This is a genomic window from Saccharospirillum alexandrii, from assembly GCF_043641555.1.
GTDB lineage: Bacteria > Pseudomonadota > Gammaproteobacteria > Pseudomonadales > Natronospirillaceae > Saccharospirillum > Saccharospirillum alexandrii_A.
Window position 1 is genome coordinate 1147561 of sequence record NZ_JBHZRJ010000001.1, and the last position, 25726, is coordinate 1173286.

General features: G+C 56.8%; 22 protein-coding genes. 11 read left to right on the forward strand and 11 right to left on the reverse strand.

From position 1 onward, the window contains the following. Window positions 1-15 precede the first annotated feature (15 nt). Both pntB and ACHUE7_RS04980 read right to left on the reverse strand, forming a co-directional pair. Entirely contained in the window at window positions 16-1401 is a 1386-nt protein-coding gene (gene pntB, locus ACHUE7_RS04975) for a Re/Si-specific NAD(P)(+) transhydrogenase subunit beta (RefSeq protein ID WP_348477124.1), read from the reverse strand. Further along, window positions 1398-2990: a Re/Si-specific NAD(P)(+) transhydrogenase subunit alpha gene (locus ACHUE7_RS04980; protein ID WP_394169003.1), complete on the reverse strand. Its 1593-nt coding sequence runs from the start codon at window positions 2988-2990 to the stop codon at window positions 1398-1400. Before ACHUE7_RS04980 ends, pntB begins: the two co-directional genes overlap by 4 nt. Window positions 2991-3574: 584 nt before the next feature. Here ACHUE7_RS04980 and ACHUE7_RS04985 point away from each other — a divergent pair. Continuing rightward, entirely contained in the window at window positions 3575-4672 is a 1098-nt protein-coding gene (locus ACHUE7_RS04985; protein WP_348477128.1) for a TRAP transporter substrate-binding protein, read from the forward strand. Between the two features lie 95 nt (window positions 4673-4767). Here the strand turns inward: ACHUE7_RS04985 and ACHUE7_RS04990 are convergent, their stop codons facing one another. Together ACHUE7_RS04990 and ACHUE7_RS04995 are read right to left on the reverse strand one after the other, a co-directional pair. After that, window positions 4768-6144 carry a TRAP transporter large permease gene (locus tag ACHUE7_RS04990; RefSeq protein WP_394169161.1) on the reverse strand — a complete coding sequence of 459 codons (1377 nt, stop codon included), beginning with the start codon at window positions 6142-6144 and terminating at the stop codon, window positions 4768-4770. 14 nt (window positions 6145-6158) lie between these two features. Next, window positions 6159-6707, reverse strand: coding sequence for a TRAP transporter small permease subunit (locus ACHUE7_RS04995; protein ID WP_394169004.1), 549 nt, complete (start codon window positions 6705-6707; stop codon window positions 6159-6161). A gap of 355 nt (window positions 6708-7062) precedes the next feature. Between ACHUE7_RS04995 and ACHUE7_RS05000 the strand changes: the two genes are divergently transcribed. Further along, window positions 7063-8403, forward strand: coding sequence for an MFS transporter (locus ACHUE7_RS05000; protein WP_394169005.1), 1341 nt, complete (start codon window positions 7063-7065; stop codon window positions 8401-8403). Between the two features lie 42 nt (window positions 8404-8445). Here ACHUE7_RS05000 and ACHUE7_RS05005 read toward each other — a convergent pair whose 3' ends face one another. Next, window positions 8446-8631, reverse strand: a complete 186-nt coding sequence (locus tag ACHUE7_RS05005; protein WP_127556438.1) for a hypothetical protein — start codon at window positions 8629-8631, stop codon at window positions 8446-8448. Window positions 8632-9208: 577 nt separating this feature from the next. Here ACHUE7_RS05005 and ACHUE7_RS05010 point away from each other — a divergent pair. The 3 genes from ACHUE7_RS05010 to ACHUE7_RS05020 are packed head-to-tail and all read left to right on the forward strand — an operon-like array spanning window position 9209 to window position 12027. After that, complete coding sequence (locus ACHUE7_RS05010; RefSeq protein WP_394169006.1) at window positions 9209-10393, forward strand: glycine C-acetyltransferase; 1185 nt, start codon at window positions 9209-9211, stop codon at window positions 10391-10393. Window positions 10394-10405: 12 nt separating this feature from the next. Next, window positions 10406-11431, forward strand: coding sequence for an L-threonine 3-dehydrogenase (gene tdh / locus ACHUE7_RS05015; RefSeq protein WP_394169007.1), 1026 nt, complete (start codon window positions 10406-10408; stop codon window positions 11429-11431). Continuing rightward, complete coding sequence (locus tag ACHUE7_RS05020) at window positions 11428-12027, forward strand: MarC family protein (RefSeq protein WP_394169008.1); 600 nt, start codon at window positions 11428-11430, stop codon at window positions 12025-12027. Before tdh ends, ACHUE7_RS05020 begins: the two co-directional genes overlap by 4 nt. Window positions 12028-12287: 260 nt before the next feature. Here the strand turns inward: ACHUE7_RS05020 and ACHUE7_RS05025 are convergent, their stop codons facing one another. Further along, entirely contained in the window at window positions 12288-12821 is a 534-nt protein-coding gene (locus tag ACHUE7_RS05025) for a hypothetical protein (RefSeq protein WP_394169009.1), read from the reverse strand. A gap of 297 nt (window positions 12822-13118) precedes the next feature. On the opposite strand from ACHUE7_RS05025, the gene ACHUE7_RS05030 reads away from it, so the two are divergent. Then, window positions 13119-13703 (forward strand): hypothetical protein, encoded by a 585-nt coding sequence (locus ACHUE7_RS05030; RefSeq protein ID WP_394169010.1) that lies wholly within the window; start codon window positions 13119-13121, stop codon window positions 13701-13703. A 12-nt stretch (window positions 13704-13715) separates the two neighbouring features. Here ACHUE7_RS05030 and ACHUE7_RS05035 read toward each other — a convergent pair whose 3' ends face one another. Next, complete coding sequence (locus ACHUE7_RS05035; protein WP_127556433.1) at window positions 13716-14168, reverse strand: Lrp/AsnC family transcriptional regulator; 453 nt, start codon at window positions 14166-14168, stop codon at window positions 13716-13718. Between the two features lie 128 nt (window positions 14169-14296). Here ACHUE7_RS05035 and ACHUE7_RS05040 point away from each other — a divergent pair, with 128 nt between their 5' ends. Then, on the forward strand, window positions 14297-15736 hold the full coding sequence (locus ACHUE7_RS05040; RefSeq protein WP_394169011.1) for an aminotransferase class V-fold PLP-dependent enzyme: 1440 nt from the start codon (window positions 14297-14299) through the stop codon (window positions 15734-15736). 126 nt (window positions 15737-15862) lie between these two features. On the opposite strand, the gene pyrF is transcribed toward ACHUE7_RS05040, so the two are convergent. The 4 genes from pyrF to crp form a co-directional block, all read right to left on the reverse strand. Continuing rightward, a complete protein-coding gene (gene pyrF / locus ACHUE7_RS05045; protein ID WP_394169162.1) occupies window positions 15863-16672 on the reverse strand; it encodes an orotidine-5'-phosphate decarboxylase in 810 nt (269 codons plus the stop codon). 48 nt (window positions 16673-16720) lie between these two features. Then, the gene (gene argA, locus ACHUE7_RS05050) at window positions 16721-17992 is read right to left on the reverse strand and encodes an amino-acid N-acetyltransferase (RefSeq protein ID WP_394169012.1); all 1272 of its coding nucleotides are present in this window, start codon (window positions 17990-17992) and stop codon (window positions 16721-16723) included. 73 nt (window positions 17993-18065) lie between these two features. After that, window positions 18066-19457, reverse strand: coding sequence for an oxygen-independent coproporphyrinogen III oxidase (hemN, locus tag ACHUE7_RS05055; RefSeq protein ID WP_394169013.1), 1392 nt, complete (start codon window positions 19455-19457; stop codon window positions 18066-18068). A 159-nt stretch (window positions 19458-19616) separates the two neighbouring features. Beyond that, window positions 19617-20267 (reverse strand): cAMP-activated global transcriptional regulator CRP, encoded by a 651-nt coding sequence (gene crp / locus ACHUE7_RS05060; protein WP_028669485.1) that lies wholly within the window; start codon window positions 20265-20267, stop codon window positions 19617-19619. Window positions 20268-20779: 512 nt separating this feature from the next. Here crp and ACHUE7_RS05065 point away from each other — a divergent pair. From ACHUE7_RS05065 to tfpB, 4 genes are all read left to right on the forward strand, one after another. Then, window positions 20780-21202 (forward strand): OsmC family protein, encoded by a 423-nt coding sequence (locus ACHUE7_RS05065; protein WP_213679342.1) that lies wholly within the window; start codon window positions 20780-20782, stop codon window positions 21200-21202. A gap of 223 nt (window positions 21203-21425) precedes the next feature. Beyond that, the gene (gene speD, locus ACHUE7_RS05070; RefSeq protein WP_394169014.1) at window positions 21426-22244 is read left to right on the forward strand and encodes an adenosylmethionine decarboxylase; all 819 of its coding nucleotides are present in this window, start codon (window positions 21426-21428) and stop codon (window positions 22242-22244) included. Between the two features lie 247 nt (window positions 22245-22491). Then, window positions 22492-23958, forward strand: coding sequence for a CYTH domain-containing protein (locus ACHUE7_RS05075; protein ID WP_394169015.1), 1467 nt, complete (start codon window positions 22492-22494; stop codon window positions 23956-23958). Further along, complete coding sequence (tfpB, locus tag ACHUE7_RS05080; protein ID WP_394169163.1) at window positions 23958-25718, forward strand: type IV pilus assembly ATPase TfpB; 1761 nt, start codon at window positions 23958-23960, stop codon at window positions 25716-25718. The genes ACHUE7_RS05075 and tfpB overlap by 1 nt, the downstream gene beginning before the upstream one ends. The last annotated feature ends 8 nt before the right edge of the window (window positions 25719-25726 follow it).

A 25726-nucleotide genomic window follows, 5' to 3' on the forward strand; every position in this document is an offset into this window, starting at 1 on the left:
TCAGGCTAGGGAGTGTTACAACTTGCTGACCAGGGCTTGCACGCTTTCTTTGGCATCGCCAAACAACATGCTGCTGTTGTCGCGGTAGAACAGCGGGTTGCTGACGCCGGCATAACCGGTTGCCATCGACCGCTTCAGTATCACGACCTGGTGCGCGTGCCAGACCTCCAGCACTGGCATGCCAGCAATGGGTGAGCCTGGTTTTTCCTGAGCGTCCGGGTTGCAGATGTCATTGGCACCTATCACCAGTACGACGTCGGTTTTCGGCAGGTCATCGTTGATCTCATCCATCTCCAATACAATGTCATAGGGCACGTTGGCTTCCGCCAGCAGCACATTCATGTGCCCCGGCAAACGGCCTGCGACCGGGTGGATTGCAAAGCGGACTGTTTTGCCCTGTTTGCGCAGCGTGGACGTGAGCTCAGCGACGGCCTGCTGGGCATGAGCGACCGCCATGCCGAAGCCCGGGGCGATGACCACGGAATCGGCATCTCGCAGCCAGCTCGCCACCTCATCGGCCGATGAACTGCGCGCTTCACCATACTCTTCATCATCAGCGCTTGAGCCGGAGTCGGTGCCAAAGCCACCCAGAATGACACTGATGAACGACCGGTTCATCGCCTTGCACATGATGTAACTGAGAATCGCACCGGAAGAACCGACCAGTGCACCGGTGATGATCAGCAGATCGTTACCCAGCATGAAGCCGGTGGCCGCCGCGGCCCAGCCGGAATAGCTGTTCAGCATCGAGATGACCACCGGCATGTCCGCCCCGCCGATGGCAGCAACCAGGTGGGCACCAAGCAGCAACGCGATCAGCGTCATCAGCAGTAGCATGGTGGCATCGCCCGAGCCATGACCATCGGGTGCAAATAGTATCAGCATGGCCAGCGACACAATGATTGCAGCGGCATTCATCACATGACGACCCGGCAACGCCAGCGGTTTGCTCGACAGAATGCCCTGTAGCTTGCCGTAGGCCGCCCAGGAGCCGGTGAGGGTAATGGCGCCGATGAAGATGCCGAGGTAGATCTCGGTATTGTGAATGACCTTTTCAGCGCCCGCCAACTGCGACCTGGGGTCCAGATAAGCCGCCCAGCCAATCAGTACCGCGGCCAGGCCAACAAAGCTGTGCAGCAGGGCGACCAGTTGCGGCATGGCCGTCATTTCCACTCTTGAGGCCAGCCAGAGCCCTATGGCAGCACCAATGGCGACGGCAATCGCCAGTACGAAGTAAGCCCCAACGGCCGCAGAGGCCACCGTGGCAACAATGGCGATCACCATACCGGCGATACCGTAGTTGTTGCCGCGTCGAGCGGTCTCCTGGGAGCTCAGCCCGCCCAGTGACAAAATGAAGAATACCCCGGCCAGCAAATAGGCCATCGATAACAGGCCGTTCATGACGGGTCTCCTTTGCGGAACATGTTCAGCATGCGTCGGGTGACATAGAACCCGCCCGCTATGTTAATGCTGGCAACCAGCACGCTGATGGTCGCCAGTACGCTGACCAGCCAGGAGCCACTGCCACTGATTTGCAACAGGGCGCCCAGAATGATGATGCCGGAGATCGCATTGGTCACACTCATGAGCGGTGTATGCAGGGAATGGCTGACGTTCCAGATGACCTGCCAGCCAATGAAAATCGCCAGCACAAACACCGTGAAGTGGCTGACAAAATCGGCCGGAGCAACGGCGCCAAGGCTCAATATAAGAGCCCCGGCAATCAGCCAGTAGAGAGCTATGGGCCGGGCTTTGCGAGGAGCCGGTGGCGATTTCTCCGGTGTCTTTTGAGCCGATGGGGCCGCCGGTTTGGGCGCCGCAGAAAGCTTGGGCGGTGGGGGTGGCCAGGTGATATCGCCACCATGCACGACGGTGCAACTGCGGGTGATCTCATCGGTCAGATCAATGACCAGCTGGCCGTCCTTGTTCGGACACAAATGTTCGAGCAGACGCCACAGGTTGTTCGCCAGCAGTTGGCTGGCCTGGGTGGCGGCCCGTGCGGCCAGATTAGTAAAGCCGATGACGGTGACATCGTGCGCCTTTACCACCTCGTCTTTCACCGTGCACTCACAATTGCCACCGTTGGGCGACGCCAGATCAACCACCACGCTGCCGGGCTGCATGGCTTTAACCATAGCCTCAGTGATCAGCTTGGGTGCCGGCTTGCCCGGAATCAGGGCGGTGGTGATGATGATATCCACTTCTTTGGCCTGCTCCATAAACAGGGCCATTTCCGCATCAATAAAGGCCTTGGACATCTCCTTGGCGTAGCCACCCGTGCCGGCCCCGTCTTCTTCCAGTTCAATGGTGAGAAATTCACCGCCCATGGACTCTACCTGTTCCTTGACCTCCTTACGGGTGTCAAAGGCACGCACAATGGCGCCCAGGCTTTTCGCCGCGCCAATGGCGGCGAGCCCGGCAACACCGGCACCGATGACCAGCACCTTGGCCGGGGGAATCTTGCCTGCGGCGGTAATCTGACCGGTAAAGAAGCGACCGAATTGATTGGCTGCTTCAATCACCGCCCGGTAGCCAGCGATATTGGCCATTGAACTGAGCACATCCATTTTCTGGGCGCGGGAAATACGGGGGATGGCATCCAGAGAGAGGGCTGTCGTGTGCTGGCCGTTGAACTGTTCAAGCAGGGGCGCGTTTTGACCGGGTGCCAGAAAGGATATCCAGGTTTTGGCCTTCTCCGGCGTGCTGCCCAGGGCTTCAAGTTCACTGCCAGGCAGGCCTTCTGCTTGTGCCTGGGGGCCGTTGATCTTTAACAGGACATCGGCGCGCTGGTACAGCCGGGTTACGTCGGCTTCCAGTTCTGCGCCTGCCTGTTCATAGAGGGCATCTGCAAATTGTGCCCTGGCACCGGCACCGGGTTCTATGAGGACAGTAAACCCCAGATCGATCAGTTTACGGGTGGTATCGGGCGTGACTGGAACCCGGGTTTCTCCCGGAGCCCGGTCAACGGGAACAGCTAGGGTTAGCGACATGTGTATCCCTCAATTGCCTGATGACTCTGCTCGCTGCGCAACGCCTGGCGCTGTATCGGCAGTCCATCCTGTTTTTATTGTTGTTACCGCTTTACCAGACACCGGGATCGGTGAAACTGCTCGCAGAGTATTCAGTTGCGGTTAAGCCCGGTCTGGTAGCGTCATACTGGCTGGCTATTGAAGTCGGTGCAAGTCCAAAGGCCGCGGGTGACCTTCAACGAGTCGGACTTGGGCAACTTTCAAGGGTTACCACTAAAGGAGCAGGCGAAACCGGGCAATGCAGGCTAAACTGAATTGAGATATGGCAGGCTGCGGGGTATTCTAAGGCCCGGCGTTCTGGAGTCGTCGCAGGCCATTAAAATTATAAACGGCTCGCAAGCTCACTCCGATGCGGGATAACACGGTGCCGGATCGTTCCCATAGAGGTAAACGGCCGTGTCGGTTTTCCCCGACTAACCACAATAAAAAACTGGAACATTGAGGTCGGTAACCCGGTCGCTCTGGCTCGCATTCGCACTCCGGTAAGATAGCAGTCAGCAGACGCGTGTTGAGTACCTCCCTGACCCCATGATGGAGAGTTGAACATGAAAAGACGTGACGTCATCAAAAAAGGCTTGATCGGCGCAGGTAGCGTGGCGGCAGCGACCACCATTGGCACTCCGGCACTGGCTGAAGACCGCATTACCTGGCGTATGGTAACCACCTGGCCGAAGAACTTCCCTGGTCTGGGTGTGGGTGCGCAACGCCTTGCCGATCGTATTACCGCCATGTCCAATGGCCGATTGACGGTACAAGTCTATGCGGCTGGTGAGCTGGTGCCGCCTTTGGGTGCGTTCGATGCGGTAATTGAAGGGTCTGCCGAGATGAGCCACGGCGCTGCCTACTACTGGCAGAACAAGAGCCGGGCCACGTCCTTCTTTACCGGTGTGCCGTATGGCATGACGTCCCGCGAACTGGCGGCCTGGGTTCGTTACATGGGTGGCCAGGAAATCTGGGATGAAATTTACGATCAGTTTGGCGTAAAAGGCTTTTTGTCGGGTGACACCGGTACTCAGGCCGGTGGCTGGTTCCGCGAAGAAATCAACAGCCTGGAAGATATTCAGGGTTTGAAATTCCGGACCCCGGGTCTGGGCGGCCAGGTATGGGAAAAGCTGGGCGCCAGTGTGGTAAACATGGCCGGTGGTGAGATTTACCAGGCATTGCAATCCGGTGCACTGGATGCCGCTGAATTTGTTGGCCCCTACAACGACCTGGCACTGGGTTTCTACCAGATTGCCAAGAACTATTACATGCCGAGCTTTATCGAGCCGGGCCTGGCGACCGAAGCGGTGGTCAGCAAGTCCAAGTTCGAGGCATTGCCGCGCGACCTGCAACAAATTGTCGAGTTCGCCTGTCAGGCCGAGTACGATCAGGTAGCCTCGGATTTCTACGCCAACGACCCGATCGCTCTGCGCACTCTGGTGGAACAGCATGGGGTTCAGGTTAAATACTTCCCTGAAGAAGTATTGCAGGCTGGTGCTGAAGCCGCCAAGGAAGTTCTGGGTGAATTGCGCGACAGCGATGACGCCCTGGTGCGTAAGACCACTGAAAGCTACTTCGAAGCACTGGCTTTGTTGCGTACCCGTACCGAACAGGTTGACGGTGCCTTCCTGACCGCCCGTCAGAAGTACTTCCAGATGTAATACGAGCCCAGGCTCAAAAAAACCCGGCCTGTGCCGGGTTTTTTTATGGGCGGGTTATCGACGTCGATAACCCGAAGCTGCTTATTGGCCGGCTTTTAGTTATAGATCAGAGACGGCAGCCAGGTAACCAGTTGTGGAAAGGCCACCAGCAACACGATCACGATCAGTTGCAGGAACACAAAGGGAACAGCGCCCTTGTAAATGGTCATGGTCGAGACGGAATCGGGTGCAACGCCCCTTAGATAAAACAGCGCGAAACCAAAGGGTGGCGTCAGGAAGCTGGTTTGCAGATTGACCGCGACGATCACCCCCAGCCAGACAGGTTCTACGCCCATCATCAGCAGAATTGGTGCGGTGATCGGCAACACCAGAAAGATGATTTCAAAGGTATCCAGAATGAAACCAAGCAGGAACATCAGCAGCATCACGAACAGAATGGCGCCTAACTGGCCACCGGGCAGGCTGTTAAGGAAGTCGCTGACCAGTTCTTCACCACCCATCATCCGGAATACCAGAGAGAAGACGGTCGCACCGATCAGAATGATGAAGATCATGGTGGTGGTATTCGCCGTCGCGTACATGACCTGACGCAAATTGCTATAGGTCAGTTTGCGTTGGAATGCAGCCAGTACCATGGCACCAATAGCGCCTACCGAGGCCGATTCTGTTGGTGTGGCAATACCACCCAGAATGGAACCGAGCACCGCAATGATCAGCACCAGCGGTGGCAGCAGGGTAGTGAACACATCTTTCAACAACCGGGACTTTTCTTCGGCCGTCATGATCAGGGCCGGACAGCTGTCGGGTTGACGCACGGCCTTGAAGATCATGTACAGCATGTAGATGCCCATCAGCATCATGCCGGGTATGAAGGCACCAGCAAACAGGTCGCCGACGGAGACCGGCGTGGGTGCAAAGTTGCCCAGCGACATCTGTACCTGGCTGTTGATGCCCGAGAGCATATCGCCCATGAAAATCAGAACGGTAGAGGGCGGAATGATCTGGCCGAGCGTGCCAGAGGCGGTAATGACCCCGGTTGCCAGTTTGGGGTCGTAACCGGCTTTCAGCATCGCAGGCAGGGACAGCAAGCCCATGGTGACTACTGTGGCGCCAATAATACCGGTAGAGGCGGCGAGCAAGGCCCCCACAAGAATCACCGACAAGCCGAGACCGCCGCGCAGGTCGCCAAACAGTCGGCCCATGGTAATCAGCAATTTTTCGGCAATGCCGGAACGCTCCAGCATCATCCCCATAAAAATAAACAAGGGTACCGCGACCAGTACCTCGTTCAGCATGATGCCCATGTAGCGCGGTGCAACACTCGATAAGTTCGACAGATCAAGCGCGCCCAGAAAGTGGGCAATGGCCGCAAATATCAGCGAGGTGCCAGCCAGCGAAAACGCCACCGGGAAACCGAGCATTAGCACACCAATAACGGCAAAGAACATGACGAGCGCGAGGATTTCGCCCAACAACGTTACTTCCATCAGACGTTCTCCCCGTAACGATAATCTTCAGGTACCAGTTCCTGTCGGTTAGCCAAGACCAGAATGCTGCGCCCGATCATGGCCAAAGCCTGAATTGCGACCACAACGGCAAATACGATAATGAACGACTTAACAACATAAAGGCCCGGCATGCCCCCGTAATTGGATGAGCCTTCCATGAAGCGCCAGGACCGGGCGACATAGGGGTAGGCATACAGACTGATGGTGATGATAAAGGGAAACAAAAACACCAGGCAGCCAAACAGGTCAACCAGAGCCTTTCGTTTAATAGGGGCAGTCCGGTAAAACACGTCGACGCGCACATGGCCTTCACGGAGCAAGGTGTAGCCAGCGATCCCCATAAACATGACGCCATTCATCCAGACATACAGATCCTGCATCAGGACCGAGCCAGTCGAAAAGACATAGCGCATGACAACGACGGTGAAGCATACCAGTACAATTCCCAGCGTCAGCCAGGAAAATACCTGGCCCAGGAATCGGTTCAGCAGGCAACAGAGCCTGACCACGAACGCGAGGCTTTTCATGAGTGATCCTTTTTTATCGGGACAAGGCAAACACGAGGGATAGTTTTGATCATCGGCTGCAATGTGTCGTTGTAGTCGTGAGTTATTGTTTTACTGTTGCTTTAAGCGAGTTTGGCGCTAACGAAGTAGACTGCACGCCTGGTCAGAGTGCAGCACAACGGTCTTTCAGGGGGTATTAAACCATGCCAGCGCAGCCGACGCCAATGCTTGCAACCTGACCTGCCAGTGCGCCCAAACACCCGTCTTTATACCGTTAAGGTTGGCCCGTAGGGTGGTGAATCGATAGAGTTGGCGGTTCCTTGCCAGCCGACGCCGTGGTTGGCTGTTGTCCTTGTTGTAGAGAGAGAGGCCACACATGGCGCAATCAACGCCTTCCGAACAGGCTGAAGGCCGCCCGGTAAACCGTGCGCTGGGCTGGGCCTATGAGCAGGTAGTCGGTGAGGAGGACGCCAGGGTATGCAAAGACATTCCGGAAGCAGCCTGCCGGCACCAGCCCCGCAATTTCTTTGCCTACCTGGTGGCCAATACCTTCAGCAAGATAGCCGATGAGCTGAACAGCGCCCGCCTCATTTTGCCGTGGTTAATGAGCGCTCTGGGCGTGCCGCTGGTTCTGGTCGGCTTTCTGGTGCCGATACGCGAAGCGGGAGTGCTGATTCCCCAGTTGCTGGTGGCGGCCTATGTTCGCGGGCGGGCCTATCGCAAACCCGTCTGGTTAGTAGGGGCCGCGGTGTCCTCACTGGCCTTGCTAACCATGGCGGCAGCCGCCCTGTTTAGTGAGGGGCTGGTCGCGGGCATCTGGATGCTGTTGGGTCTGGTGTTTTATAGCCTGGCACGGGGTCTGTGCTCGGTGTCGGCGAAAGATGTTCTGGGCAAGGCTGTGTCCAAGAGCCGGCGAGGAACAGTGATGGGTTACAGTGCCTCGGTGTCGGGCCTCGCTGTCTTGGGGTTCGGGCTGGTGCTCACCGGAGTCCCAAACCTGAGTGAAAAGCCCGCCCTGCTGCTCGGGCTGTTGCTGGTGGCGATGCTGTTCTGGTGGCTCGCCATGCTGGCGTTTACCGCCATTGAGGAGGCGCCAGGCGCAACCGAAGGCGGAGGCAATGGCTGGTCCGTTGCCTGGCAGCAATTGGGGCTGTTACGGTCCGATTCGACCTTCCGTTTTTTTGTATTGTCCCGGTCGGCATTGCTCAGTGTTGCACTGATGCCGCCGTTTTATGTGGTGATGGTGCAACAGTCTGAGGGTGGCGGGCTTGGCTTGGGTGCACTGATCATCATCAGCGGACTTGCAGCCTCTTTGTCGTCGGGCGTCTGGGGGCGTTTCAGTGACCGTTCCAGTCAGAGCGTTATGGCGGTGGCTGCGTGCGGGGCTGCGCTGGCAGGCATACTGGCGTGGGCGAGTGCTGCCTGGTTATCCGGCGTGGCTCATCTGGTAGGTCTGAGTCTGGCGTATGGGATTATCATGATCTGTCACGGGGGCGTTCGACTGGGCCGCAAAGCCTATTTGGTCGATATGGCAACAGAGTCCAATCGGGCCAGCTACGTGGCGGTCAGCAATACCGTGGTAGGGGTGATCATGCTGATCGGCGGACTGTTTGGTTTGCTCGGTGATCTGTGGTCGCCGCTGGCGGTCATCCTACTGCTGAGCGGCTTGTCTGTCATGGCTGCGTTGATGTGCGCCCGCCTGCCCGCAGTGCAGTAACACAGAGGGCAGGCGCAGTGCCCGAACGGCGATGAGGGCGATTTACAGCAAATGGGGGTTCATGCGTTTGTAGTCACGCAAAGCTTTGCGTGCGCGTTCGACATCATTATACAAACGCATACGATCGTCTTTGCTGCCAGTCCCATTAGGGTTTTCTCTAACGAACTGGCGTTTTGCTTCTTCGGCTTCAACAATAGCCTGCTCAAGCTCTTCCAGCTTTTGATCCATAGTTCCCTCGTTGTCCCACGATGACCGCAATGTCAGCCGGCCAAAGATTCCTGTGTGTGAGTTTCATGGCGGGTTGAAAAGGGTAAGATGTCACGCCATCGTTACGTCACTCACGCACTCAATGCTAGTTGACCCGCATGACAATTGCTACTGCATGCGCTGATTTGTCACTGATCTACAGGGTTTCTTGTCGTATCGATCCTACGCAGTCTTCGTTCTGTCGGATTGTTCTGGCGATGCGCGAGTGTGTACGACATGGAGCGGATGCTATTGAAGCGATTTTTGTGATGGAATTCAAATCATTAGACTAAATAGAACGGTGGTAGATTAGATTTTTATGGTTTTTATACAGATATCAGGCCTCAAGTGCCGGGTATTGCGGCTGTAGCGGCAGGCTTACAAGCGCATTAAGGAACAGTGTGTTCTATTCATGGGCGGCAGGTCGCCTTTCGCAGGCGGGTCTGAGAACCTACAGACAAACCAACCCAGAGTCCCATGTGCACCCCTTCGAGTCGTTTCCTCAGGGTGGCCGCATCATTGAGCTGGGATGTTCCCTTACCAATACCGGAGTTGTTTCATGTCCCGATCACTCATTCAACAGTTGCCTGAGGCCCTGGCCGATCTGAAAACTCAGGGTCTGTACAAAACAGAGCGCATCATTCATTCCCCCCAGGGGGCGCAGGTGACAACCGACGGAGGGACAGTATTGAACCTCTGTGCCAACAACTACCTGGGGTTGGCCAATAGCCCGGCGTTGATTGCCGCCGCTAAACAGGGGCTCGATGAGTTTGGGTTCGGCGTCGCCTCGGTGCGGTTCATTTGTGGTACCCAGGATGTTCACAAAGCACTGGAGCAGCGCCTGAGCGACTTTCTCGGCATGGAAGACACCATCCTGTATTCCAGCTGTTTCGACGCCAATACCGGGCTGTTTGAAACCTTGCTGAATGACCAGGACGCCATCATTTCCGATGCGCTCAACCACGCCTCCATTATTGACGGCGTGCGCCTGTGCAAGGCACGCCGGTTTCGCTACAGCAACAATGACCTGGCTGAGCTCGAGCACTGTCTGCAGCAAAGCCAGTCGGCACGGTACCGCCTGATCGTGACCGATGGGGTGTTCTCGATGGATGGCGTGGTCGCCAACCTGACCGGTATTTGCGATCTGGCGGAGCGATATGACGCGCTGGTTATGGTCGACGACAGCCATGCGGTTGGCTTTATGGGCGAGCACGGTCGTGGAACGCCCGAGTTTCATGGGGTGATGGACCGGGTTGATATCATCACCGGTACCCTGGGCAAAGCCCTGGGTGGTGCCAGTGGCGGCTATACGGCGGCGGCAAAACCCATCGTCGACTGGTTGCGTCAGCGCTCACGCCCTTATTTGTTTTCCAATTCGCTGTCGCCGAGTATTGCAGCTGCCAGCCTGAAAGTGCTCGATATGATCGAGCAGGGCGGTGACCTGCGCCGGCAACTCTGGGACAACACCCGCTACTTTCGGGAACAGATGGAAGCCGCAGGCTTCACACTGGCCGGTGCCAATCATCCGATCATTCCGGTGATGGTTGGCGATGCTAACGTCGCCAGCACCATGGCGGACAAGTTGCTGCAGCGCGGTGTGTATGTGATCGGTTTCAGTTACCCTGTAGTGCCTCAGGGTGCCGCGCGCATTCGCACTCAAATGAGTGCCGGGCTTACCCGGGAGCAATTGGATATCGCCATTGCGGCGTTCACCGAGGTCGGTCGTGAACTGTCGATTATTTAAGGAGTCCTCGCTATGAAAGCCCTTGCCAAGCTGTACCCGGAAGCCGGTATCTGGATGACCGAGGTCGATGAGCCCGAGGTGGGTCACAACGACCTGCTGATTCGCATTCGCAAGACGGCGATCTGTGGCACTGATGTGCACATTTACAACTGGGATCAGTGGTCGCAAAACACAGTGCCGCTGGGCCTGGTTACCGGCCATGAGTACGTGGGCGAAGTCGTCGGCATGGGCGAGGAAGTCACCGGCTTTGCCATAGGTGATCGGGTCAGTGGCGAAGGCCATATTACCTGCGGTTATTGCCGTAACTGCCGCGCCGGGCGTCGCCATCTGTGCCGCAATACCGTCGGGGTCGGGGTTAACCGGGCCGGGGCCTTTGCCGAGTATCTGGTGATACCGGCGTTTAACGCCTTTAAGTTACCCGACGACGTCAGTGATGAACTGGCCGCTATTTTTGATCCGTTCGGTAACGCGGTGCACACCGCCCTGAGTTTCAACCTGGTAGCGGAAGATGTGCTGATTACCGGCGCAGGGCCGATTGGTATGATGGCTGCCGCCGTGGCCCGTCATGTCGGCGCCCGGAACATTGTGATCACCGATGTGAATGATTTCCGTCTGGCCCTGGCAAAACGCATGGGGGCTACCCGCACTGTTAATGTGGCCAACGAGAGCCTCAATGACGTCATGAGCAGTCTGGGCATGACCGAAGGGTTTGATGTTGGCCTGGAAATGTCGGGCGTGCCCAGTGCATTTCGTTCCATGCTGTCGTCGATGAATCATGGTGGCAAGGTAGCGCTGCTCGGCATTCCCGGTGAAGACATGGCCATCGACTGGAGTCAGGTCATTTTCAAGGGGCTGGAATTGAAAGGCATCTATGGCCGGGAAATGTTCGAAACCTGGTACAAGATGGCCGGTCTGATTCAGTCGGGCCTGGATCTGAAACCGATGATTACCCACACCCTGCCCGTCGCTGATTTTCAGGAAGGCTTCGATATCATGCGCAGCGGCCAATCCGGCAAGGTGATTCTGGACTGGGTATGAATACAACGCTCTTTCTGAATGCCTTTACCAGCTATTTCGTGGTCATTGACCCGATTGGCGCGGCGCTGATTTTCTATTCACTGACTCTGGGCCGAACCTTTCGGCAGCGCCTCAGGGTGATTCTGAAGGCGACCGGGATTGCCGCAGCGGTGATTCTGATCTTCGCCTGGGTGGGTGAAGGATTGCTAACCACGCTCGGTATTAGCATGGATGCCCTGAGAGTGGCCGGCGGTATTCTGCTGTTCAATACAGCCTTCAGAATGATCACCTCAGCACCGCTGCCGGACAAACCCACAGACCGCAGCGTGGGTGACATAGCCGTGTACCCGCTCGCTATTCCGCTGATGGCTGGTCCGGGTACCCTGACCATCACGGTGTTGTTAATGGCCGACGCAGACTCTCCGGCCAATCAGGGCTGGGTCATTGCGGCGGTGATTTCGGTGCTGCTGGTTACTCTGACGGCGGGTTTGCTGGCCAGTCAGATCCGCAGGGTCATCGGCAAGACCGGCGATGAAATCATTCAGCGTTTGCTCGGTGTGATACTGGCGGCGTTGGCGATTCAGTTTGTTGCCAACGGTGCCAATGGGTTGTTCTAGTCCAATTTCGGAGTTCAACTCGCAATGTTGCCAATGGTCCGTGCCGGGTACCGGGTGCACCTGTCCGGGGTCGGCGTAAACCCGTCCATGGGGCCTAGGCCGCATGATATGAATCCCATCCATGGGATTCACCCTACGGGCTCGCTCCGCTCATGCTAAAACGCTCCCGGCGTTTTAGTCCATGTTGCGGACTACCCCGGACAGGTGCACCCGATACCCATCACTCAATTGAGTGCGAACTCCTTGCGTGGTGTTTTAAGTTAAAAATCCGTTCCCAGCGAGATCAGCGGGCCAATTCCGTACTGGTAGCCCATGCCCAGGGTGAACTCATTCAGGGTGAACAGGGCGCTGACGCCGGGTATCAGTTCAAACTCTGAGCGCTCATTGGCGCAATAGGCATAGCCGGTGACGTTGGATTCATCAATGTCGCAGCGGGTTGAAGCCAGCAAGCCCAGCGAGGTGTAGAACGCGATGCGGTCGTTGGGCGCGTAGCCTTTCAATATGGACAGGTGCAGCGGGAAACCCACGACCGCGTTGGTCGAGACCCGGTCAGTGTCGCTGTGTGGTGGCTCGTACATGTTCACGTTGCCGGAGTAGTCTGACCGCAATACCAGACCCAGCTCAGCACCCCAGGTATCGGCCATAAAGCCGACGCCCACATAGGGCGATTCGAAATAACCCTGCTGACCGCCATAGGATATCCATACAAAGTCATCTTTGGCCTGGGCGATGCTGGTTGCTGTCATCAGGCAAGTGATGAGTATGGCTTGCCGGTATCCAGTCAGGCACGTCATGATTGATGGCTCCCGCAATCTTGGGTTTACGGTCGGATGCGCCTGGCGCAGTGCGACTCGCCGCTTAATGCAAAGACTAGAGTATCTGCCTGTTTCATGAACCCCAACTGAATTTTCACAGGCTGACAAACCGTAGGCTGAAACACCTGTTAATGTGAGGCTGGTCACACCAGGGAACGACGCTTTACCTGCCTTTACCTGAACCTCACCCGGCTTTACCTGACGCTGCTTGCCCGGCCCCCGGCTTGCTATAGCATCATCCGCACGCTTTACCCAGTCAGCAAGGGAATTAACAGTATGACTAGCCAGACCATAGATTTGAACTTAACACCGGATGAGGTTCGAGAATTGAACACCCCGAGTGAACCACCTGAGCAGGCTGAAAGTCACCCTGGCGAAGTCCCGCGTGCCTTTCACCCCCTGGGGTTCAAGGCACTGAGTCATGTTGGCAAACAGTTGATGGTTCGGGTATTTACCCTCTTGTTTTACTGCCTGTCAGCGTTACTGGTAATCAGCGGTGTGTTCCATTTTTTCACCGATGTGATGACCGGTGAGCGCAGTTTTATGTCCATCACCGTCAACCTGGTCAACTCGCTGATCATCGGGCTGGCCATGTTCGAGCTCGGGGCGGGCATCAGCAAGGAGTACACGGAATCGGATCAGGAAGAGAACGTCTTTACCAACATTCGCCGAACCATTACCCGGTTCCTGGGTACGGTGTGTATTGCGCTGGTGCTCGAATCGCTGATCATGATCATCAAATACAGCCAGCTCGATTTGGCCGGCAATCTGATGTACCCGGTCGCCATACTGGGTGGCGCCTCGGTATTGCTGATCTCGCTGGGTGGCTTTCTGGCGCTTACCCGAGGTCACACTCAATAACCTGTGCGACTGCTAAAGGGGCAACGCGGTGGTGTACTTCAACTGCTCCATCGCGAAACTGCTGCTCACATCCGCCAGTTTCACCCGGCTGACCAGCCGCTTATAGAAGCGGTCATAGGCGGCGATGTCGCTAACCACAACCCTGAGCAGATAATCCACGTCTCCGCTCATCCGGTAGGCTTCCATCACCTCGGGCATGGCCAGCACCGCCTCGGTAAAGTCCGTCAGCCAGGTGTCGTTGTGTTCGCGGGTACGAATAAAAACGAACACATCGACGCCCAGCGCCAGCGGTTGCCGGTTTAGCAGCGCAACCCGACGGCGAATATACCCCTGGTCTTCCAGTGCCTGGATACGACGCCAGCAGGGGCTGGTTGTTAAATTGACCTTGTCGGCGATGGCCTGCACCGACAGAGTCGCATCCTGTTGCAACAGGTTTAAAATGGCTATATCGATAGCGTCAGGCAATTTATGCCTCCATATTGCTAGATTTAAGAAATTGTTTTCTGAATTTAGCCTATTTATCGCAAAAAATGAAATACATTGGGACTCTCAAGGCGTCACACTGGTCGGGTAATGACTAACGGGAACCTCCCATGACCGCACACAGTAGCCGCCCCATAGCGACCAGCCCCGATTGGGCCCGTTTGCGCACCAACACTCTGTCTATACCCGGTAACCGGCTTTATGCCGACTGGACCGCCAGTGGGCGGCTTTATCGCCCGATCGAGCAGCGCTTGCTCGAGGTCGCAGGCCCGATGATGGCCAACACCCATACCGAAGACAGCCTCACCGGCGGGTTTATGACCCGGGCACTGGATGAAGCCCACCAGATCATGCGTCAGCATGTGAAGGCCGCCCATGACGATGTGCTGTTGTTTACCGGCACGGGCATGACCGGGGCACTGGCCAAGCTGGTGCGGATGCTGGGGCTCTGGGTTCACGAAACTCACCGCGAAGCAGTGCTGGCGACGCTGACCCACCGACCCCGGGTCTATGTAACCCATATGGAGCACCACAGTAACCATACTCTGTGGCTGGAAACCCTGGCCGAGGTGGTGATCATACCGCCGACTCAGACCGGAGACGTGGATCTGGACTGGCTGGCCGGGTCGCTGCGCGAGCTGCCTGCCGGTAAGCCCGTTATGGCCTCGGTCACGGCAGCAAGCAATGTGACTGGCGTGGCGGCACCGTACCGCGCCATTGCGCGACTGATGCATCAGGCGGGCGGCCATTGCTTTGTCGATTTTGCCTGCGCGGCTCCCTATGTCGACATCGACATGCACCCCGCAGACGATGAACCACTGGATGCCGTATTTTTCTCACCCCACAAATTTCTGGGCGGGCCCGGAGCCAGCGGTGTGCTGGTGTTCAATACGTCGCTGTATCAGAACCGGATACCGGAGCAGCCCGGCGGCGGCACCGTGGTCTGGACAAACCCTTGGGGGGAGCATCGCTTTTATCAGGACATCGCAACCCGTGAATCCGGCGGCACGCCGGGCATTCTGCAGAGTTTGAAAGCCGCCATGGCGGCGCAATTGAAAGATGAAATAGGCGTGAGCGCCATTGCTCAGCGCGAGCATGAGTTAAACCAGTATTTTCTGCAGGGGTTGGACCGCATTGCCGGCGTTCAGTGCCTGGTCCGGGAGCAAAGCGACCGACTCAGCGTCTTTTCAGTCGTCATCGAGGGCCTGCACTACCAGCAGGCGGTGCAGCGGCTGAGCCGTGAATATGGCATTGAGGCCCGGGGGGGCTGTGCCTGCGCAGGCACCTACGGACATTATTTGCTGGGCATAGACCGCGCGACCAGCCAGGCCATTACCGGTCAGCTGGACCGGGGCGAACTGGCCGCCAAACCTGGCTGGGTTCGGCTGAGCTTTCACCCGATGATGACCATCGAGGACCTTGACCGGATACTAATTGCATTAGAATCTATGGCGAATGGAGAGCGAGTTGCGAGCCCACAAGCACCCTTGGATACGGCTCATCTTTGGGGTGGCTGGACTACTGATTTAAGTTTCGAAGTTAGTACATAGTAAGCATCGGCTGCCGGTGGTGCCTCTGCGGCCTAGGCTCCAGGGAAGGGTTTACGCCGACCCCGCAGAGGTAGCACTGGTGGCCGATGCGGGCCATCGCCACTCAAGGAGCTCTGAACCTGAATGCTAGCCAGCAGCGGCCAATGACTGAATTTGATCGCGCAGGCTGAGCGCTTCGGCTCGTGCCGCCTCGGCAAAGTCGGTGCCCTGGCTGGCGTAAAGTATGCTGCGCGAGGCATTGATCATCAGTCCGCGCCCCGGAGCCGTTTGCCCGTTGTGAACCGTGCCGGGAAGGTCGCCCCCCTGTACGCCGATGCCGGGTACCAGAAAGGGCAGGTCCGGAGCGGCCTGACGAATGCGCGCCATCTCTTCCGGGGCCGTGGCGCCGACCACCAGAGCGATGTTTCTATTCTGGTTCCAGTGCTGCTGGGCGCGTCGCGCCACGTGAATGTAGAGCGGTTCGCCGTCGATCAGCAGGTTCTGGAATTCGGCCGCCGAGGGATTCGAGGTGCGGCACAGCAGAATGACGCCTTTATCGGCATGGTCTGCAAAGGGCAGAACGGTATCGGAACCCATATAGGGGTTAACCGTTACTGCATCGGCGCCGTAATGCTCGAACGCTTCACGCGCATACATGGCTGCGGTAGAACCGATGTCGCCTCGCTTGGAGTCCAGAATAACCGGAACGTCCGGATAATGGGCTTTGATGTAGGCAATGCTCGCCTTCAGTTGCGCTTCGGCTTGCTCGGCCGCGAAATGGGCAAACTGGGGTTTGAAGCAACAGGCCAGATCAGAGGTGGCGTCCACAATGGCCTTGTTGAACGCCAGAATGCCGTCACTCTGTTGCTGGAATGGGGCGGGCAGCCGGTCGATAAAGGGATCGAGCCCGATGCAAACCTGGGTGCCCTGGTCCCAGCGCCGGGCGATGGCGTTCATAAAGGTCACGGTGTTTTCCCCTGCTTGCGAATGGCCGCTGGCGACCGTTCAAAGTGTTTTGAAAAAGACTTTCGAATTGCGCTGAAAGTTATACAGACTCTGCCGTTCGGGTGGCAGCTCAGCCACTGGGGCAGACTCGAACCCGCGTTCGGCAAACCAGTGTGCAGTCTGGGTGGTCAGCACGAACAAGCGTTCAACCTTGTGCTCGCGTGCGCGTTTTTCCAGCGCTCGCAACAGCGCATCACCACGTCCGGACTGTCGGTAATCCTGATGCACCGCGACGCAGGCCAGCTCGGCTACCTGAGGTTCCGTGTCGGGAATCAGGTACAGTGCAGCACAGCCGACGATCATGCCATCGCGTTCGTTGACGTGAAAATGCGAGATCTCATTTTCCAGTTTTTCACGGTCACGGCGCACCAGAATGCCCCGCTCTTCCAGCGGTTGCAGCAGGGCGAGAATGCCGTTGATGTCATCGGGCCTGGCCGGGCGAAAGGTGTCGTAGCGGTCGCGGGCGATTAGCGTGCCGACGCCGTCGCGGGTAAAAAGTTCGGCTAGCAGGGCACCGTCCTGGTGGCCGTCGATCACATGGCAGCGCGGAATGCCGGCTTCACTGGCAGCCAGCGCTGTCAGCAACTCGCGCTCGCCAGCGGCCAGTCCGGTTTTGCCGTCGAGGCACCGGCGCAGTTCAAAGGCGTCCATTTCTTTCTGGTTGCCTGTAACCGGGTGCGGGTTGTCGCCGACGATGACGATTTTGTCGGCATCCATTCGGCGCGCGGTCTCAACCATCAGATGATCGGGCGCCAGATAAAAAACCTCGCCGGTGACCGAATAACCCAGCGGGGGCATCAGCACGATATTGCCTTTGTCGAGGTGTTCGCGAATGGCCAGGTGATCGATGCGGCGCACGCGCCCCTGGGCGAGCAAGTCGACACCATCCACTACGCCCGTGGGGCGTGCGGTGACAAAGTTGCCACTGATCACCCTGACCCGGGCTCCGTGCATCGGCGAATTGGCCAGACCCTGAGTGAATTGCGCTTCCAGCCGGCTGCGCCAGTGGCCGATGCGATTGAGTATGGCATCCATGGCATCGCCATCAATCTGGGCGTGTTCATCCAGTCGCAATTCGCCGACTTCATCTTCAGCATCAAACAACAGCAGCAGTTTCATGCCCAGGCTGTTCAGCAGGGCCAGATCGCTGACCAGGGCATGCACGGACGACGGGCTGAGCACGGTGCCGCGCACCCAGACAACAGCGGTTTTGCCCCGGTAGGCATGAATGTAGGGTGCGCTGTTGCGAAAAATACGAACGAAGTCGGTCAAGGCGGGTCTCCTTAGTTGCCGCCATGATACCGGATAAGGCCTGTCGGGCTCTACCGCCAGATGCAGGCGGTTGTCACATCACTTTGGAAAAACGCTGTCGGTTCTGGTCGCTTAAGTACGCATCAAAGACCATTAGGATCGGGCGAAGCAATAACCGGCCGAGAGCCGTTACGGTTATCCGGTGCTCATTCAATTGCACCAGGCCGTCCTGTTCCAAGTCGGCCAGTTGCTGCCATTCTCGGCTGAAATCCTGATCTGCATCCAGGCCATATTGTTCCGCGACAGGGACCAGATCTATCTGCCCCTGGCAGGCCAGCTGGTTGATGATGTCCCGCCGCATCTGGTCATCCCGGGTCAGGAAATAACCGCGCTGAACCGCCAATGTGCCCTGCTTGAGTGCGCTGTAGTAGGGGTCGAGCTGGCTGTGGTTCTGGATGAACGCGCCCTGTATCTGGCTGATACCGGAGACACCGAGCGCCAGCATGTCGGTTTCTGCCTGGGTGGAATACCCTTGAAAGTTACGTTGCAAGCTGCCATCGGCGAGCGCTTCGACCAGGGTGTCGTCACGCCGTGCAAAATGGTCCATGCCGATATAGACATAGCCCGCGCCCTGCAATTTGATGATGCAGTGCTGCAGAATGCGCAGTTTCTCGTCGGCGTCTGGCAGGCTGTCGCTGCTGATTCGTCGCTGAGCCAGAAAGCGATCTGGCAAGTGGGCGTAGTTGTACAGGCTGATGCGATCGGGTCCCAGATCGAGCACGTCGTCGAGCGTTGCATCAACCCGGCCGACGGTCTGGTAGGGCAAGCCATAAATCAGATCGAAGCTGATTGACTCGAACGCCAGGTGTCGCGCCTGATGCACCAGCGGTTCCACTACCGACTTTGGTTGTACCCGGTGAATGGCGACCTGGGTCTGGTGGTTGAAATCCTGAATTCCGAAGCTCAACCGGTTAAACCCACGCTGGCGCAACAACTCCAGCATGTCGGACGAGGTTTCCCGGGGGTCGAGTTCAATGGAGTATTCGCCCGGCCGGTCGCTTGGGTTCCAGTCGAAATAGATCGACAGCCGGTCCAGCAGTTGCCGCATCTGATTAACCGTCAGAAAGGTAGGCGTGCCGCCACCGAGATGAAGTTGGGTAACGGGTCGCTGGCCAAAATCGTGCGACATCAGCGCCATTTCCCGTTCCAGCCAGGTCAGGTAGTCGTCGCCTCGGGTGCTGCTTTTTGCAGCCACCTTATTGCAGCCACAGTAATAGCAGAGGTGGCGACAAAAGGGGATGTGTACATACAGCGACAACGGCGCCACGGAGGTTGTCTGCAGGCGATAGTGCTCGCTGGCCTCGGCTGCGCTGATGTCATGAAACTGGGCAGCGGTCGGGTAGGAGGTGTAGCGCGGTCCCTGAACGTTGTACTTTTCGATCAGGTGCGCATCCCACTGAATGGACTGGGCGTTGAAGGCCGACATGGCGTGTGCTCGCTGTGCTTAAGGGTTAACAGCATGCAAGCCTAAGCCTTTGGTCGCAGAGGAGGGCTGATCTGGGTCAAAACAGGGGCAGAAATTGGTGCAGGCCATGTCAGCCGCCGGACGAGTGACCGCTCAGGGTCACTGCCAGCTCAGGTGCTGTCAGGCAGGTTGCTGAAAGAACTCGCGTGAGCCGTAGACCACCATGGTCTTGCCTTTCACGCTGACCAGACCCTGTTCTTCCAGGTTCTTCAGTACCCGGCCGACCATTTCGCGTGAGCAACCGACAATGCGACCGATTTCCTGGCGAGTAATCTTGATCTGCATGCCCTCGGGGTGCGTCATGGCATCGGGCTGCTTGCACAGGTCGAGCAGGGTGCGCGCAACCCGGCCAGTAACGTCCAGAAACGCCAGGTCGCCAACTTTTCGGGTTGTGGCGCGCAGGCGGGTGGCCATCTGTTCGCCAATAAAATACAGAATGCGGGCGTCGTTCTGGGTGATCTCGCGAAATTTGGTGTAGGAAATTTCGGCCACTTCGCACTCGGTTTTGGTTTTAACCCAGGCCGATCGCGAATCCATGGCGTCGAATAGGCCCAGTTCGCCGAAGAAATCACCGGCGTTCAGATACGCCATGATCATTTCCCGGCCGTCATCATCTTCGATAATGACCGAAACGGTACCTTTAATGATGTAATACAGGGAGTCGCTTTTGTCACCGGCATATATCAGGGTGGTTTTGGATGGGTAGCGACGGCGGTGGCATTGCGACAGGAAGTAGTCGAGATGCGTATGTTCGAGTGACTGATTAACCATGATCTCTGCTTTCCAGTGTAGCGTCTACGGCCGGGGGGTCACTGCCTGATCAGCCCCGGGGCTCCATGTTGTATGTTCGGTCTAACCGCTGTGCGACGAACGCAACATAGACCGGCGCCTCCAACCTGTGTCAGATTAAAGGGTAACCTGTCTGCGAGTATAGACCGAATTACGTGAATTCGGGCACAGAATGTCTGTGCGCAGTGTGCGAACACTGCTCGGCATTATGGGATATTCAATCGATTCTGGCTATGGGCTCTGCCTATTTGTATGACTTGCGTCCCGTTTTTACACGTTCATTGAGCATTATGACCACGATTCGGAGTCAGCGTTCATTGGGTGGCATCCGCTATTCGGCTCGATGCCGACACCGAACTCAATTAATAATGCCTAACACGGAGGGTTTCAGCCTCTATTCGGCTTTAAATCAGACTGTGCTAGGCTTCGCGCCTCAGACGGTATTGAACACTAACCCGGGCCCGGGGTCTCGGGTTACAGAGGAGTAATGAACAGTGAAAGCAACGGTTGCATGGGCAGGTGGCAAGGCCTTTTCATACGAGTCGGAATCGGGTCATAAGGGCTATATGGATGGTGCCGCCAAAGACGGCCCGGGTAGCAAGGGCCCAAGCCCGATGGAATTGATTCTGAATGGCCTGGGCGGCTGTACCTCTTATGATGTGGTTAACATCCTGCAGAAAAGTCGCCAGGACGTGGTGAACTGCGAAGCGCAGCTGAGCGCTGAGCGCGCTGACACCGTGCCGGCGGTTTTTACCAAAATACACATTCACTTTATCGTTACTGGCCGCCAGCTTAAACCTGCTCAGGTAGAGCGAGCCATAGCACTCTCGGCCGAAAAGTACTGTTCGGCGTCCATGATGCTGGAAAAGGGTGGCGTTGTGATCACTCATGATTTTGAGTTGGTTGATGTTGAGTGACATTGGTCATCACGGATTCTGGCACCCGCTGCAGTAAAATCAGCCACCGGGTGTAGCGACAGCCACCATTGGACATTCAATAAAAAAGTGCTGGGCTCATCCGGGTGTGATCCGCATAATACGGCCCGCTCAAGTACAGCCCGGCTGTGCTGTGCCCCGTGGGGCGACTGGTTTGACGGTTCAGCCCCTTGAAATTGCCGGCCTGTAAGAGGTTCCATTGCTCATGAACGACGAATTGCGTTTACACGGTTTCAACAACCTGACCAAATCGCTCAGCTTCAACATCTATGACATTAACTATGCCAAAACCGAGCAGCAGCAGAACGAGTACATTGCCTATATTGATGAAATGTACAATGCCGATCGCCTGACTGAAATCCTGACTCAGGTGACGGATATTATTGGAGCCAACATATTGAATGTGGCCCGTCAGGATTACGAGCCACACGGTGCCAGCGTTACGATTCTGATCTCCGAGTACCCGGTTGACGGCAACGAGGACTTTTCCACCGCGACGCCGGGGCCGATGCCCAATTCGGTGGTGGGGCACCTCGATAAAAGCCACATTACCGTTCATACCTACCCGGAAAGCCACCCGGATAATGGCATTTCGACCTTTCGTGCCGATATCGACGTCAGCACCTGCGGGGTTATCTCGCCCCTGAAAGCGTTGAATTTCCTGATTCACTCATTCGACAGCGATATTGTGACCACCGATTACCGGGTGCGGGGCTTTACCCGGGATGTCGACGGGCGCAAGCACTACATCGATCACCAGATAAACTCCATTCAGAATTATCTGGCGGAAGACACCAAGCAAGCCTACGAAATGATCGATGTGAATATTTATCAGGAGAATATCTTCCACACCAAAATGCTGTTGAAAGAGTTCAATATCGAAAATTACCTTTTTGGCAGCGGTGTTGAAGCCTATTCCGAGTCTGAACTGACCAGCATTACCGAGCGACTCTGGCGGGAAATGCAGGAAATCTTCTACTCTCGCAACATGAGCAACGGCCCCGGCCCCAGTCATTCCGGCTAAATTGTTCAAACATTGAACAGGTTCGCTGTAAATTTTGGCGATCGGCTCGAATAGACCGTAAAGTGTGATGAATATCGCCTATTCCTGACTGTACACCCCGGCCCGGCAAGGTAAACTGACACAAAGAATACATCGTCTATCAGGATGATGGTTGCCAGCCGGGCCGCATTGTCGCCATCCACCCTGGGTGGTGTTGAGTGAAACTGGCTGAATTATAACTATAAGCATCAGCAAAACGGGTAGTCTCATGGGTCAGGAAATCGAATTGAAGCTCAGTATTCGTCCCTCAGCGGTCGAAGCTTTCAGGTCACATCCGGTATTGTCCTCTCTGCCATCCCAGTCTTCTGCGCTCGAAAACCAGTATTACGATACGCCCGATCAACAACTGACGCAGTCCGGTACGGCACTGCGTTTGCGCTTTCAGGGCAGTCACTGTGTTCAGACGCTGAAAACCCGGGGCTCCAATGTGGGCGGGCTGCATCAGCGCGACGAGTGGGAAGTTGAACGGCCCGATGGCCAGCTTGATCTGTCGGAATGTCCGGACGGGGTGCTGCCTGAAGGCGTTGCCAGTCAGTTGACGCAGCTGTTTAGCACCCGGTTTAACCGGCACCGCTGGCTGGTACAGCACCAGGGTGCCGATATTGAAGTTGTACTGGATGAAGGAGAGGTGTCTGCGGGCGCCGATTCCCAGGCGATCAGTGAAGTCGAACTTGAATTGAAATCGGGTGGCCTGACGGCCTTGTTGTCGCTGGCGCACGAACTGACGCGCAGTATACCGCTGGTGCCTTCCGATATCTCCAAGGCCGAGCGTGGGTATCGTCTGTTGAACCATGCAGCACCGGTTAGTCTGCCGTTGCCAGCCATTGTGGCCCAGCAGAGCATGGAGAGCGCCTTTTGTGCGCTTTTCGGTTACGAACTGGAGCGCCTGCAGCGGCAGTGGGATCTGTTCTGGATGACACAGCAATGGTCTCAGGTACAGGCCATGCTGGTTACGCTGGGCAATATGCAGACGGAATTTGAATGGTTCAGCGATATTCTGCCAACCCGGCATCGCCTTCAGGTTAAAGCCTGGGTGGGCTGGCTTGAAGGCGCCATTCGTCCGCTGGTGTCCTGGTGGCCGGCGTGTTTTGCGCTCAGTCAGGATGCTCGCAGCGAGCCGGAAAACATTGCCGTCAGTTTGCAACAGGCTAAGGCCATCCGTGCGTTGGAGGGCATTGAAGATCTGGCGAGCAATGCTGATTTTGGCCATACACTGATGTCGATGACGCAGTGGTTGCATTTGCGCAGCTGGCGGGAAGATCAGACCGAGGAGCACAAGTGTGCTTCCGAAGTTGCGGTGAGCGACGGCCTCGACCGTTCGTTATCCACTGCCTGGCAGGCCTTCAACCCCGATCAGTTTGCCGGTAGCACCAGTCATGCCCTGGCTCAGTACCCGGCGGTGCATCGCTTGTTGATGCTGTGCCAGTACTTCAACACCCTCTATAGCGAAGATTTGGATCATTACCAGGCCGAGCTACAGGCGCTTGAAGATAATCTGTCGAAATTGTCGGCCATGGATGTCGTCAGTCGTCTGCACGAATGGCTAAACGACTTGCCTCTGGAACAGCAAGCCTCGGTGTACAGCTGGACGCGCAGCCAGCCGGTGCTGTTGCGCGACATCAAGCAACTGGCGGGTCGCCTGTTTGATTCCCGGGACGCCGTACTGGAGGTGTAATCTTGGCCGCAGCCTCCTTGTTGCCGGGTCGGTTAGACATAGACAGCGTATTGCGGGCACTGCAGGACGATGGACGTCTCAGTGCCGAGCAAACCGACCGGGCCCGTCGCAAGGTGCGCCCGGGCAAGGAACATCCGCTGCAGCGCCTGGCCTCGCTCGAGTTAACCGACCTGGCCAACCCCGCCAAAAAACTCAGCCTCAATGCGCTGACGCAATGGCTGGCCGAACACGTTGGCTTACCCTACCGAAATATTGACCCGCTGAAAGTCGACGTCACCCGCATCACCGATGTCATGTCGTATGAATTCGCGCGTCGTTACAACCTGTTGCCTCTGGTCATTGAAGACGACGTGGTGGAAATCGCCACCAGCGAGCCATTGCTGACCGGTTGGGAAGACGCGATCGAACAGGTATCCCGGCGTAGCATACGCAAGGTTGTAGCCAGCCCCGAAGACATCGACCGATTTTCGCTCGAATTTTATGCGCTGAACCGTTCTGTGACCGGAGCGGTTGGGCGTAAGACGGCAGCCGGTATCGGCAACTTTGAACAACTGATTGAACTCGGCAATCTGCAGAATGTCGAAGCCAACGATGAACACATCGTCAATATCGTTGACTGGTTGTTTCAGTATGCATTCGATCAGCGCGCCAGTGATATTCACGTCGAACCTCGACGCGATTATGCCCATATCCGGTTCCGTATTGATGGCATCTTACACGCTGTGTATCAGATGCCCATCCAGGTGGGCCAGGCTGTGGTCAGCCGCATCAAGATTCTCGGCCGGATGAACGTGGCAGAGAAGCGCAAACCTCAGGACGGGCGGGTTAAAACCAAAACGCCGGAAGGGCAGGAAGTGGAGCTGCGACTGTCGACGCTGCCAACCGCCTTCGGCGAAAAGCTGGTGATGCGGATATTTGATCCGGAAGTGTTGCTGAAAAGCTTCTCTGCGCTTGGCTTGCAGGATGAAGACCTCAACAACTGGAAGCAGATGATCCGCAACCCGAACGGCATCATTCTGGTGACCGGGCCAACCGGCTCGGGTAAAACGACCACGCTGTACTCAACGCTGCGTACCCTGGCCACGCCAGAAGTGAATGTCTGCACCATTGAAGACCCGATTGAAATGGTGGAGCCGGCGTTCAATCAAATGCAGATTCAGCAGAACATCGATCTCAGTTTTGCCGACGGCATTCGCGCTCTGATGCGTCAGGACCCGGACATCATCATGATTGGTGAGATTCGCGACCTGGAAACCGCACAGATGGCCGTGCAAGCGGCACTGACGGGCCACCTGGTGCTTTCGACCGTGCACACCAATGATGCCCCTACTGCCATTACGCGACTGCTTGATCTGGGCGTGCCCAGTTATCTGATCAAAGCCACCGTCCTGGGCGCCATGGCGCAACGCCTGGTGCGAACCCTGTGTCCGCATTGCAAGACCACCACCAACGCGAGTGAGGATATCTGGCAGCAACTGGTTAAGCCCTGGTCGGCGCCGAAACCGGCGTCGTTCTATCAGCCGGTGGGGTGCCTGGAGTGTCGCAATACTGGGTATCTGGGTCGTTCAGGTTTGTATGAAAGCTTTCTGATGAGCAGTGAGCTGGCCGGGTTGGTGACGGACGACTGTGATCCGCAACGGTTTCGCAAACACGCCATCAAACAGGGCATGCTCAGCTTGCGTTTATCCGGAGCCCGTAAAGTGGCGGCCGGTATTACCACACCGGAAGAGGTGTTCCGGGTGACGCCGGAAGTTCGCTAGCGGGCCAT

Coding starts and splice junctions, on each gene's coding strand:
- speD (WP_394169014.1), top strand. CDS start 21,426: ATGAACGACGAATTGCGTTTACACGGTTTCAACAACCTGACCAAATCG.
- ACHUE7_RS05010 (WP_394169006.1), top strand. CDS start 9,209: ATGTCCCGATCACTCATTCAACAGTTGCCTGAGGCCCTGGCCGATCTG.
- ACHUE7_RS05040 (WP_394169011.1), top strand. CDS start 14,297: ATGACCGCACACAGTAGCCGCCCCATAGCGACCAGCCCCGATTGGGCC.
- hemN (WP_394169013.1), bottom strand. CDS start 19,457: ATGTCGGCCTTCAACGCCCAGTCCATTCAGTGGGATGCGCACCTGATC.
- tdh (WP_394169007.1), top strand. CDS start 10,406: ATGAAAGCCCTTGCCAAGCTGTACCCGGAAGCCGGTATCTGGATGACC.
- crp (WP_028669485.1), bottom strand. CDS start 20,267: ATGGTTAATCAGTCACTCGAACATACGCATCTCGACTACTTCCTGTCG.
- ACHUE7_RS05075 (WP_394169015.1), top strand. CDS start 22,492: ATGGGTCAGGAAATCGAATTGAAGCTCAGTATTCGTCCCTCAGCGGTC.
- ACHUE7_RS04985 (WP_348477128.1), top strand. CDS start 3,575: ATGAAAAGACGTGACGTCATCAAAAAAGGCTTGATCGGCGCAGGTAGC.
- ACHUE7_RS04980 (WP_394169003.1), bottom strand. CDS start 2,990: ATGTCGCTAACCCTAGCTGTTCCCGTTGACCGGGCTCCGGGAGAAACC.
- pyrF (WP_394169162.1), bottom strand. CDS start 16,672: ATGAACGCCATCGCCCGGCGCTGGGACCAGGGCACCCAGGTTTGCATC.
- ACHUE7_RS04995 (WP_394169004.1), bottom strand. CDS start 6,707: ATGAAAAGCCTCGCGTTCGTGGTCAGGCTCTGTTGCCTGCTGAACCGA.
- ACHUE7_RS05030 (WP_394169010.1), top strand. CDS start 13,119: ATGACTAGCCAGACCATAGATTTGAACTTAACACCGGATGAGGTTCGA.
- ACHUE7_RS05000 (WP_394169005.1), top strand. CDS start 7,063: ATGGCGCAATCAACGCCTTCCGAACAGGCTGAAGGCCGCCCGGTAAAC.
- ACHUE7_RS05005 (WP_127556438.1), bottom strand. CDS start 8,631: ATGGATCAAAAGCTGGAAGAGCTTGAGCAGGCTATTGTTGAAGCCGAA.
- pntB (WP_348477124.1), bottom strand. CDS start 1,401: ATGAACGGCCTGTTATCGATGGCCTATTTGCTGGCCGGGGTATTCTTC.
- ACHUE7_RS05020 (WP_394169008.1), top strand. CDS start 11,428: ATGAATACAACGCTCTTTCTGAATGCCTTTACCAGCTATTTCGTGGTC.
- ACHUE7_RS05025 (WP_394169009.1), bottom strand. CDS start 12,821: ATGACGTGCCTGACTGGATACCGGCAAGCCATACTCATCACTTGCCTG.